Source organism: Acinetobacter sp. SA01 (assembly GCF_011319235.1).
Taxonomy (GTDB): domain Bacteria; phylum Pseudomonadota; class Gammaproteobacteria; order Pseudomonadales; family Moraxellaceae; genus Acinetobacter.
The window spans coordinates 1-10,711 of the sequence record NZ_WXXM01000033.1 but is presented as its reverse complement, the minus strand read 5'-3'; the positions used below and the strand labels follow the sequence as shown (position 1 = coordinate 10,711).

At 42.0% G+C, this 10,711-nt stretch carries 9 protein-coding genes and 4 pseudogenes; 4 read left to right on the top strand and 9 right to left on the bottom strand.

The window, feature by feature from the left end; all coding sequences use genetic code 11:
- The 3 genes from GTU69_RS16560 to GTU69_RS16550 form a co-directional block, all read right to left on the bottom strand.
- Nucleotides 1–254 (bottom strand): transposase (locus GTU69_RS16560; protein WP_166172141.1); only part of this gene is annotated, 254 nt, incomplete at its 3' end.
- A gap of 59 nt (nt 255–313) precedes the next feature.
- Entirely contained in the window at nt 314–1,183 is an 870-nt protein-coding gene (locus GTU69_RS16555) for an IS982 family transposase (RefSeq protein WP_166172139.1), read from the bottom strand.
- Nucleotides 1,184–1,326: 143 nt separating this feature from the next.
- Nucleotides 1,327–2,190: a DUF6502 family protein gene (locus tag GTU69_RS16550; protein WP_240921737.1), complete on the bottom strand. Its 864-nt coding sequence runs from the start codon at nt 2,188–2,190 to the stop codon at nt 1,327–1,329.
- 250 nt (nt 2,191–2,440) lie between these two features.
- On the opposite strand from GTU69_RS16550, the gene GTU69_RS16545 reads away from it, so the two are divergent.
- The gene (locus tag GTU69_RS16545) at nt 2,441–2,557 is read left to right on the top strand and encodes a transposase (RefSeq protein ID WP_240921734.1); all 117 of its coding nucleotides are present in this window, start codon (nt 2,441–2,443) and stop codon (nt 2,555–2,557) included.
- A 364-nt stretch (nt 2,558–2,921) separates the two neighbouring features.
- Nucleotides 2,922–3,041 (top strand): annotated as a pseudogene (locus tag GTU69_RS16540) (IS5/IS1182 family transposase); the annotation flags it as partial.
- Nucleotides 3,042–3,108: 67 nt separating this feature from the next.
- Here GTU69_RS16540 and GTU69_RS17240 read toward each other — a convergent pair.
- Together GTU69_RS17240 and GTU69_RS16535 are read right to left on the bottom strand one after the other, a co-directional pair.
- Nucleotides 3,109–3,264: pseudogene (locus GTU69_RS17240) on the bottom strand (lysozyme); the annotation flags it as partial.
- A 55-nt stretch (nt 3,265–3,319) separates the two neighbouring features.
- Nucleotides 3,320–3,964: pseudogene (locus GTU69_RS16535) on the bottom strand (site-specific integrase); the annotation flags it as partial.
- Between GTU69_RS16535 and GTU69_RS16530 the strand changes: the two are divergent.
- A pseudogene (locus GTU69_RS16530) lies at nt 3,962–4,489 on the top strand (integrase core domain-containing protein); the annotation flags it as partial. The pseudogenes GTU69_RS16535 and GTU69_RS16530 sit on opposite strands and share 3 nt — an antisense overlap.
- A 702-nt stretch (nt 4,490–5,191) precedes the next feature.
- Here GTU69_RS16530 and GTU69_RS16525 read toward each other — a convergent pair.
- The 4 genes from GTU69_RS16525 to glnT form a co-directional block, all read right to left on the bottom strand.
- Nucleotides 5,192–6,526 (bottom strand): FMN-binding glutamate synthase family protein, encoded by a 1,335-nt coding sequence (locus GTU69_RS16525; RefSeq protein WP_004704280.1) that lies wholly within the window; start codon nt 6,524–6,526, stop codon nt 5,192–5,194.
- Between the two features lie 27 nt (nt 6,527–6,553).
- The gene (locus GTU69_RS16520) at nt 6,554–7,279 is read right to left on the bottom strand and encodes a protein glxC (protein WP_166172137.1); all 726 of its coding nucleotides are present in this window, start codon (nt 7,277–7,279) and stop codon (nt 6,554–6,556) included.
- 33 nt (nt 7,280–7,312) lie between these two features.
- Complete coding sequence (locus GTU69_RS16515) at nt 7,313–8,227, bottom strand: glutamine amidotransferase family protein (RefSeq protein ID WP_166172135.1); 915 nt, start codon at nt 8,225–8,227, stop codon at nt 7,313–7,315.
- Nucleotides 8,228–8,294: 67 nt separating this feature from the next.
- Nucleotides 8,295–9,692, bottom strand: a complete 1,398-nt coding sequence (gene glnT, locus GTU69_RS16510; RefSeq protein WP_205683571.1) for a type III glutamate--ammonia ligase — start codon at nt 9,690–9,692, stop codon at nt 8,295–8,297.
- Between the two features lie 294 nt (nt 9,693–9,986).
- Here glnT and GTU69_RS16505 point away from each other — a divergent pair, with 294 nt between their 5' ends.
- A complete protein-coding gene (locus GTU69_RS16505; protein WP_004704287.1) occupies nt 9,987–10,586 on the top strand; it encodes an XRE family transcriptional regulator in 600 nt (199 codons plus the stop codon).
- Nucleotides 10,587–10,711: the final 125 nt, after the last annotated feature.

The following is a 10,711-nucleotide window of genomic DNA, read 5'->3' as shown; positions in this document are numbered from 1 at the left end:
CTGATCCAGAATGCCTCGTAATCTAAAAAAAATTTATCCCATAATCCCTTACTTGCCCAGCGATTAAAGCGATTGTAAGCAGTTTGCCAAGGGCAAAGTTCTTGAGGAATATCACGCCATGTCGCACCCGTACGTAGTTTCCATAAAATGGCTTCCATGATATTTCTACTGTTTTTTGAACAGTAACAACCGTGTAATCGCATAGTATCTTGAATTTTCTGCCAAATATCATCGGTGAGAAGAGTACGTGCCATTGAAAAAATATAGAAATGAAAAGAGCTTAAAGGAGGATTTTAAGTAACCCCAATCCTGTTTAAGCCAATGATTCCATAATCTGAATGATTGGTTTATTTCGATGGGTTAGTTGGTATGCACATACCGAAGCATAAATCCCACTTAAAAAGCCCGAAATACTACGAGCTTTACTTGTTACTAAATTGTATTGTCCTTTCAATAGGCTGAATAACGTTTCTATTTTATTGCGCTGTTTTAAATGATATTCATCAGATTTTTGTAGTTGAGCAGACTTCATGTTCTTTCGATGATAGGTAATTAAATCAATCCCTTGATCTCTTAACTTGCTTTTTAACTCTTGGCTGATATAGCCACGATCTGCATAAAGCTTCCCTTGTAAACCTGCAACTAACTGCTCAACCATTTTAATATCAGCAATATGCCCGTTAGATAAGGCTGAGCTAACGATCTCGCCAAATTGATTCATCACAATATGTAATTTACAGCCATAAAACCACCCCATCGAGCTTTTACCACGAGATGCAATCCTGACTAATGATTTATGGCGTTGGATGCGTTGATTTTTACAGACTGGTAACGTCGTTGAGTCCATCCACAAATATTGTGTGTATTGACCTTTCATCAGAGCTACATGTAAAGCCTGTAGTGCCAATTGATGCATATTAATCAGGTGAATCATACGTTGGTAACAGGGCAAGCTCTTAAATAACTGACCTTTATCCTGCTTCAGCCATGAGAAGAATGCTTTGAAATTGTTAAAGTGAGAACACTTATACCAAATGGCGATAAAGGTGATTTCAGAGATGCTCAGTTGACCAGTTCGGATTCTTAAACAGTGATTGTTTTGCTTGAGGAATTTCCAGTAGGTTGCTTCAAATTTAAGAAAGAAATCATCAATGACACAGAATAATTCGGTACTATTGAACATCAGGACTAGAGTTGAGAGTTTGGTGTGGTAACTCAACTGATGGCTCTAGTCCTCCTGTTTTTCAAGTTAATTTCTTATCCGCGATTCGGGTTAAGTATTTAAAACCAATTCTTCAAATGAGGACACGCCCTAACAATATCACATTATTTTTTTCGATTTAAATCTATTGCATCAAATTCATAAATCCCAACCCTAAATCTATGAATCGCATCCAATCTCCCTTCATCTTCCTGACAACGTATTATAGCTTCGGCTAATAGACTTTTAGAAAACTTTTCCCATAATTCAAGCGTTTTATTCTTTAAATAATCTACAGAATCTGCAGACAACTCATCAACAAAAATTGCTTGCTCTAAGAAAGCATTTGGATCTTCGGTTAAATTATAGACACCTGCAGCCAAATGGTCTGCCAAATTTTCTGCGAAAATTTGCTTAGTTTGATGTTCTTCTGGAACTGGTGTGAAACTTTCTTTATGCAATATAACCCTACCATCTTCTTCACTCACCAAACCGATACGCTTCAGCTCTGAAAGAATAGAACGAGGGTGTTTTTCTGTAGAGATTTGCTTCACTAAATACTCAAAACTATTTTCAGTTCCAGTGATATTCAAAACTTTGGGTAAATTTTTATGTACCCACAGTGCAATAACCCGTGCAGGCACACTTACAGGTAAAGTGTCAGTAAAATTCTTAATAATCCGATGGTTTCCTCCATTTTCCAAACGTAAAGTACTTACATCACGTCTATTTAATCCTGCTAATAAACTAATTGATGAATCTGTTTTCCTTTGATCGAGATATTCTAATTCTTTTATAGATTCATTATAAAATAATACACGCAAAGAAGCTGAAAACTCTGCATGACCAATGCCAGATTTTACTAACCAATGCACAAGCTCAGACATAACCTTAAGAGAATACTCTAAAGTTGACTCTGCACTTCTAGGCAATTGACTAGGTAACTTGGGTTTTCTTGAGTCACAATCATCAAAAAAGTTTTTTGCCATATATCAACTATTATATTTTAAAAAAAAGTTAAACACAGAAGTTCATTTAATAAGAGAAAACCTCTTGCCTTAAGATAAAAGTTTTTCTCTTTATTTATATCACATACTTATATAAAAATGTGGTTTAAATTTAATATATGAATAGCCTCCAAAATTTTAGACACACATAACATCTTTTTGGACTGCCACCACTCTCCTAGATCTCCTAGACAAATATCGTCTATTCTTTTTGCATATAGGAGAGAACATTATGAGTGGACAACGATACACCCCAGAATTTAAAGATGAAGCTGTTAAATTGATTACCGCATGTGAATATTCTGTCACTGATGTTGCACAACGTTTAAGCACACCACAGCATGTATAAATAGCGAATGCGAACAACCTTTCAGCAATCAGCCTGATAAACATGAACTATTCGAGGAAAAGAAAGAAATCTTCGCCTTAAAAGTCAACTTAAACAGACTGAAGCGGAACGGGACATCTTAAAGTGAAAGCACTGCTTTCACGCTGCTTTGCAAGCCTGCTCGAGTGAAGTATCAGTTTATCCTTGAATACAGCCATCAATTTAAAATTAAAACGATGTGTCGGGTTCTTAAGATTGCCCATGCTGGCTATTACGCTTGGTTGCATGAACCTGAATCAGGCGTCATTCGCATCTCGATGGAATGAGTCCAGAAGCCTTTGAGGCGGTTTCAAAATGAGTCTGTCTCATGTCTAGGATACTGTAGTTGTCTGATAAGCTTAGTGCTAGGAACCTTCAAAGCCAAGTGAATGAGATTCATGCATCTGTGGCAGGATTAAATAAATTTACTGAATTAGGCAGACCTAACACCCAAGTTATGCCTTAAATTTGGTAGGACTAGATGAAATCAGCCTTTGAAGTGTTTGTGCAACAAAGCCATTTGCAACTGTAAATTACTTTTTTGAAAATAGCTCTTTCTCTTTAGCTCGTCGATTTACCAACCGGCTAATCTTCACACTATTGTCTTAAATCGAGCGATCAAACTGAGATGCAGCAGCTCTTAAATCGCCTTTATTGATTAAAGTCAGCATGGTGCTTTTCATAAAGGCAATTTACTTATAATCAGAGAAATTTTTAAATAATTCTTCTTTCAATTTGCTTAGGCTATTTAATCCATAGTTCATCTTCTTGCATAATTTTTAACATTAAATTAAATATAACCAGCTGAGTAACATTTTTTTTCTTAGGACCGACAACTCTTTGAAAACTAAATTTAACGGTTCGCTCAGGTGCTTCCCTATTAACTGGATAATTTTGCTTGTCTAAATATAGATAATCTCCTAGAATTGGCTCTATACCAGCAATAAAATTAACAATTTGTTGCTCATCATCTTTCCTTAGGCATTGAAAATAATGTAGAAAGTTTTTACGTAATTTTCTAAATAATAATAATGCCGCGAGCGCATTGACCAAGTTCTTTTCTTTAGGTGTATCTTTCCCCTTAGCATCTTGATAATACAAATCAAGGAGAGGAATTATTTCATCAGAACGAGTCAGTTTCTTAGCCTTTTCGTAAAGTTCATCAAACCAGCCCACATCTAAATTTTTACTATTAACATCATTCGTTTTTAACTTAAAATTTTGGCGGTCCATCCATTCTTGAACTTGAGTATCTTTGCTTAAACGACCATCTCTAAAACTTATCAAATGTTGATAAGGTGTCAGAGCACTATCATCGATACTAAACTTCTTTTCTTCTCGATAAGCCCTCGCAGCAGATTGTATTTGCTGATCAGAATTAAACCTCTCAAGGGGGGGGGACGGATCTACCAGCAAACATTTATCGATACTTATAGCAAGGTCGTTCATTGCAAGCTCTATACAACCAAAACACCAATTACAGTGGCTGATTTGCTCAATGATCGTGTATTACCTTTCTATCAATCCCAGGATTTACCAATGCTTCGCATTCTTACAGACAGAGGAACCCTTGCGCAGCGGTGCTGCTCATGCGGTAAGGTGGAACAACATGACTATGAGTTGTATCTAGCGCTCAATGACATTGATCACACGAAGACAAAAGCAGCTTCACCACAAACGAATGGGATCTGTGAACGCTTCCATAAAACAATACTGCAGGAGTTTTATCAAATTACATTTAGGAAAAAACTTTATAGCACGCTAGAAGAGTTGCAGACAGATCTAGACGACTAGCTGAAATTCTATAATACTGAACGGACTCATCAAGGAAAAATGTGCTGTGGTCGTACACCATTTGAAACTTTACTTGATGGAAAACGAATTTGGGCTGAGAAGAATTTAGCTCAAATTTAACCTGACAGGCACAATAAAAAGTGGGTAACTGTCAGATCAGGTTTGAGATACAAGCTAGTACACATTAATAACTAGAATGGGCGAAAGTTTAACAATATTTAAAACTTAAAGGTGCCTCAGTAAAAGTGAATATGAAAAAGTCGGATCCCCTTACCCCGAAAAACAACTCTGTACTTTTTAACTAATACAACTAATGTTAGAAATTGGCAACTACATTTCATTCTTCATCATGCTCATCTTAGAGCATGTACAAAATTGCCTTCTACTACATCATCTGCATTCGGTGCTCAATACAGTCTGTCAGCAGAACCGCGGAGGAATACTTTTTCCGTGTGTACATGTAGTGTTTAAATCCATTCATTTTTCAATCCCCCCCTGCCATTTAATCACATTCATGATCGATCTTTAACCTGGTAAAAAGAACTCATGTGATTCATCCAAACTGTCAAATTCATGTATGCATGGCATTTAAAGGAATTATCCGATCAATATTTTTAAGGTAAAAACTATTAATCAAAAAGTTATTGTCATTTCACATAAACCAACAACAACGCAAAAAAGTTATTTAAGAAATTATTTTTCCATTTTTTTAGATTTAGTGTTATTTAATCAAATAAATCTCAGCAACCTTGCAAGATTTAAATCAGGTTATCGATGAGATCATCAGATGGAGATGATGCATCTCCATCTGATGAGGGTTTATTAATACTGCGTTTGACCTGGAATCCAGTTGGTTCCAGCAAGCGGTACACGAGCCATTGCCGCCGCCTCGACATTCAGTGCCACCAGATCTTCCGGATCCAGATTATGCAAATGCGATTTACCGCAGGCACGTGCCATGGTTTGTGCTTCCAAGACCAAAACACGCAGGTAATTGGCCAAATGGCGTCCACCTTCAACCGGATCGAGACGTTTTGATAGTTCTGGATCCTGGGTCGTAATCCCTGCAGGGTCACGGCCATTTTGCCAGTCATCATAATAACCTGCTGCTGAACCAATTTCTTTCAGTTCTTTGTCTAGACGCGGATGGTTATCTCCGAGCGCAATCAGCGCTGCCGTTCCAATCGCTACCGCATCTGCTCCCAAGGCCATCGCTTTAGCCACATCGGCACCTGTGCGGATACCGCCAGAAACAATCAGCTGAACCTTACGGTGCATACCCATTTCCTGCAGGGCTTGTACCGCTTGCGGAATGGCAGGAAGAATAGGAATACCGACGTGCTCAATAAACACTTCCTGGGTAGCTGCCGTACCGCCTTGCATGCCATCCAGCACGATCACATCTGCACCCGCTTTCACTGCCAGTTTTACGTCATAATATGGACGGCTGGCCCCGATTTTGACATAGATTGGCTTTTCCCAATCGGTGATTTCACGGATTTCAGCAATTTTAATTGCCAAGTCATCTGGACCCGTCCAATCGGGATGACGGCAAGCACTGCGCTGATCGACACCCACTGGCAAAGTACGCATGCCTGCTACACGTTCCGTCACTTTCATGCCCAGCAGCATACCGCCACCGCCAGGTTTTGCACCTTGTCCGAGTACGATTTCAATCGCATCTGCTTTACGCAAATCGTCAGGGTTCATGCCGTAGCGCGATGGCAAATATTGATACACCAATGTTTGCGAATGACCACGTTCTTCAGGGGTCATGCCACCGTCACCGGTTGTGGTAGATGTGCCGACCATAGAGGCACCGCGGCCTAAAGATTCTTTGGCATTGGCAGATAATGCACCAAAGCTCATGCCGGCAATTGTTACAGGAATTTTTAAATGAATCGGTTTTTTGGCAAAGCGTGTGCCCAGTACCACATCGGTACCGCATTTTTCACGGTAGCCTTCCAGCGGATAGCGTGACATGCTTGCACCAAGCAGCAGCAAATCATCAAAGTGCGGCACTTTACGCTTGGTACCACCGCCACGGATGTCATAGATGCCGGTTGCCGCTGCACGCTGGATTTCTTGAATGGTTAAACGGTCAAACGTTGCAGATTCACGTAACACGGGTTCAAATTCTTGGATAGTTTGAGTCATGATTGATTGCTCCATTATTACGCTTGATTAGTATGCAGATGCATTGTCGACTTTGAAGTTGTACAGTTGGCGTGCAGAACCGTAACGTTTGAAAGAAGCGGGATCTTCATCAAATCCGGCTTTAGACAGCAGTTCTGCCAGTTCTGCCAGATGTTCCTGACGCATTTCTTTTTCAATACAGTCTGAACCTAGAGACTTCACCACACCTTTGACATAAATTCTGGTTTCATACAGTGAGTCGCCCAGCGCATCGCCTGCATCACCGCAAACCACCAGACGGCCAGCCTGCCCCATAAAGCAGCTCATGTGTCCAATACTGCCGCCTACCACAATATCGACGCCTTTCATTGAAATGCCACAGCGTGCCCCCGCATCCCCTTCAATGACCAGCAGACCGCCGTGCGCTGTTGCTCCTGCTGCTTGAGAGGCATTGCCTTTGATATGCACTGAACCTGACATCATATTTTCAGCTACGCCTACCCCAACATTACCGTTGACGATGACATGAGCTTCTTGATTCATGCCGGCGCAGTAATATCCGGCATGGCCGTCAATGGTGACATTCACAGGGGCTTTAATGCCAACGGCAATATTATGCTGGCCACCTGGATTGCTGACTTTCCAGTCTACAATGCTGTCGGTCAGTTCTTTGCTATGCAGGGCCTGGTTTAAATCACGGATGCTGTCTACGCTTAAATCAAATTCATCTTTTAAAATTGAAGTGCTGATTTTTTCTGCAAATGCTGTATTCATAGGGTTATTCCTGTTTTCTATTCTGGGTCATTCTTAGGCGGCTTGATCTACACTGCGTTGCCAAACATATAAGGTGGCTGGTTCTGGCTCCCAGACCTTGGCTTTGTCAATATTCGGCAATGACGCCAAGGCTTGATATTCGGAAGCCATGGCCACATAGTCATCGGTTTCAGCCAACACGGCCGGTTTGCAGGCAATCGGATCACGGATCACGGCAAAACCGTTTTTGGTGCCAATGGCAAAGGTAAAGAAACCATCCAGATCGTCCAATGCATTGTTTAGCGCTTCTGCCAAGGAATCCCCTTGCTGTAAACGCCAAGTCAGATAGCCTGCAGCCACTTCAGTATCGTTATCTGTTTCAAAGCTGATGCCTTCACGTTTTAACTCCTGGCGTAAACGGGCATGATTAGACAGAGAACCGTTATGCACTAAACATAAATCAGCGCCGGTGGAAAATGGATGACTGCCTTCCATGGTCACTGCACTTTCAGTGGCCATCCGGGTATGACCGATAATGTGACTGCCTTTCATATTCGCCAAACCGAAACGCTCAGAAATTTCGACCGGCAAACCCATGCCTTTCAGAATTTCGATGCTTTGACCAACACTCATGATCTTGAGCTGCGGGGCAATTTTGCCAATCGCCGCGCGCACTGTTTGTTCATCCGATTTTGCTTTAATGACTGCAGCCGTGGCATTTTGGAACCAGTCCATGTCGGTGTTCAGTTCCGCTTTCAGTGCTTCTGCAAATGCAGACCAATCAAATTCATCTTCGACCGACTGCAAGGTGAGTTTGACCCAGCCCTCAGATACTTCGTCACCATAAATGGCAAAGCCTGCGCTGTCAGGACCACGCCCGGTCATCGACTCCAGCATCGGTTCAAACAGTTTGCCGAGTTGTGATTCCAAAGCTGGATTTTTTAAGTATAAGCCTACGATTCCGCACATAATTGTTCTCCGCTAAATGCTCTTTTTAATTCATGTCCTAAGGACGCTATGGGGGTGAAAATAAAGTTTAGAAAAATTCGGTATAGCGCTGAATTTCCCAATCTGAAACATGACGGCTGTATTCAACCCATTCCATGCTTTTTTGCAGGATGAATTCGTCAACGATTTCAGCACCGAGTTTTTCTCTAAACAGCGGATCTGTTTTTAGAGCCTCGACGGCTTCTTTCAGGGATTGAGGCAGGGTGCCAATACCGCGTGCAGCAATTTCTTCCAAACTCAAGGTATACAGGTTTTCATTGCATGCAGGTGGCGGGGTCAGTTCACGTTCAATACCGTCTAAGCCAGCCGCAATGATCGCTGCCGAAACCAAATAAGGGTTGCAACCGGCATCCGGCAAGCGCAGTTCAATACGGCCATAAGGAATACGAACCATGGCGGATCGGTTATTTGAACCATAGGCAATAAATGCCGGTGCCCAGGTCGAACCTGAAAGGGAGCGGCCTACCACCAGGCGCTTGTATGAGTTCACAGTTGGGGCACAGAAGGCGCACAGGGCTGGACCATGCTCAAGCAGTCCTGCAATAAAGTGATAGGCCATTTTTGACAGCCCCATGCCTTGCGGATCACTGTCATCATTAAATAGGTTGCTGGATTCTGCACTGCCTATCGACAAGTGGAAATGCATACCATTGCCGGCACGTTTCGGGTCTGGCTTGGGCATAAACGAACAGACAATACCCAAATCATGGGCAATTTCACCGGCTGCCATACGGAAGAACGTGAACATGTCCGCCGAGTTCATGGCATCACTATAGGTATAGTTAATCTCAAACTGGCCATTTGCATCTTCGTGGTCAATTTGATAAATATCAAAACCGACTGGAATTAATGCCTCGGTAATTCGTTCCAGGAACTGGCGTGAACGGGATAGGCCTTTATAGTCATAGCAGGGCTTGTCCAGATTGTCTGACTCATCGACTGCTTTCAGCGTGCCGTCTTCACCACGGCGGAACAAGCTGAATTCAGGTTCCAAGCCGGTATTGAGGGTCCAGCCTTTAGCCGACAGACGCTCAACTTGCTTGCGTAGTACATAGCGAGAATCGTAGGGATGTGGTTTGCCGTTGACATAGCCCTCACAGACCACACGGCCATAACCTGGCTGCCAGGGTACGGGTGTTAAAGAAGATAAATCACCTTTCACCATAAAGTCTGGACCATGCGGCTGCATACCCATACCTGAAATGGCAAAACCGGCAAAACCTACCCCTGCACCTTCAATGGCTTTAAGACCCGAAATCGGTACAGATTTTGTTTTTGCGGACCCGTGAATATCGACAAACTGAGCCAATACATATTTTAATTGATGATCATCAATGACTTTCTGTACTTCTGCACGGTACTTGGGCTTGCTAATGATGTCCTGTTCTTCTTTAAAGAACTCTTTTACGATGGCCTGCTGGAACATATTTGACATACTCCCGATATGACAAAAAATGATATTTGGCTCGAATAATGCACAGATATTTGATTCAATGTATTATTCAGCAGAAGAAACTTTCTTTCCTAAAGAGAAAGCAATTCTCTTGCCAACTTTTTTAGATCGGTTAAAAAATTTGTGCTTGGGGCCTAAAAGCCTTAATATTCCTAAAGAGAATAAAAGTTTCATAAAATAATACTTTCATTCCACATCGGGGCTGCTTTTTAATTTTGATTAAGAGTCAGCAGGATTTAGATTCAAAACAGTGCGAGTTGATCCATAATGAGACAAAACAAGAACAGCCTTAAACTGGAACAGTACATTGGCATTCAAATCAAACGCTGTCGTCAGGAACAGGGCTTGAAACTGGCGGAAGTCGCGCAGACTGCTGAAATCAGTCAGGGTATGCTGAGTAAAATTGAGAATGCCCAGGTCTCGACCAGCCTTGAAACGCTAAGCCGCCTATGTGAAGTACTGGGAATCCCCTTATCCACCTTATTCAGTCAATATGACCATCAGGAAAGCCGGGCCATGATTGTGAAATCAGGCGAAGGAATGGAAGTGGTGCGTCGCGGTACCGAAAAAGGGCATACGTATCACCTGCTGACCCATTCCCGCGGGCCGCGCAAAAACTTTGAAGCCTATTTGGTCAGCATGGATGATGCCAGCGAAGAATTTCCCACCTTTGCCCACCCGGGAACAGAGATGCTGTATCTGATTGAAGGTGAAATCATGTACCGTCATGGCGATGAAGTGTTTCATATGCAGCCAGGCGACTGCTTGACTTTAGATGGTGAAATTCCGCATGGCCCAGAACAACTGATTAAAGTCCCCATCCGTTTGATCTCTATGGTGAACTATGGGGATAACCAGGCCGAATAAAGCAGCCCTGTTTTTATAAAAAAGATGGCACTGCCACTACTGTCCCATAGTTTGCTTTAAATAAAAAAACCTGAGTCTAAATAGTTAAAATATGAGTGCAAACAAACACTTTAACTATAAAGGAC

Bases quoted from the DNA above. Each gene is read 5' to 3' on its own strand.
- GTU69_RS16555 (WP_166172139.1), bottom strand. From the start codon at position 1,183: ATGTTCAATAGTACCGAATTATTCTGTGTCATTGATGATTTCTTTCTT.
- GTU69_RS16550 (WP_240921737.1), bottom strand. From the start codon at position 2,190: ATGGCAAAAAACTTTTTTGATGATTGTGACTCAAGAAAACCCAAGTTA.
- GTU69_RS16545 (WP_240921734.1), top strand. From the start codon at position 2,441: ATGAGTGGACAACGATACACCCCAGAATTTAAAGATGAAGCTGTTAAA.
- GTU69_RS16525 (WP_004704280.1), bottom strand. From the start codon at position 6,526: ATGACTCAAACTATCCAAGAATTTGAACCCGTGTTACGTGAATCTGCA.
- GTU69_RS16520 (WP_166172137.1), bottom strand. From the start codon at position 7,279: ATGAATACAGCATTTGCAGAAAAAATCAGCACTTCAATTTTAAAAGAT.
- GTU69_RS16515 (WP_166172135.1), bottom strand. From the start codon at position 8,227: ATGTGCGGAATCGTAGGCTTATACTTAAAAAATCCAGCTTTGGAATCA.
- glnT (WP_205683571.1), bottom strand. From the start codon at position 9,692: ATGTTCCAGCAGGCCATCGTAAAAGAGTTCTTTAAAGAAGAACAGGAC.
- GTU69_RS16505 (WP_004704287.1), top strand. From the start codon at position 9,987: ATGAGACAAAACAAGAACAGCCTTAAACTGGAACAGTACATTGGCATT.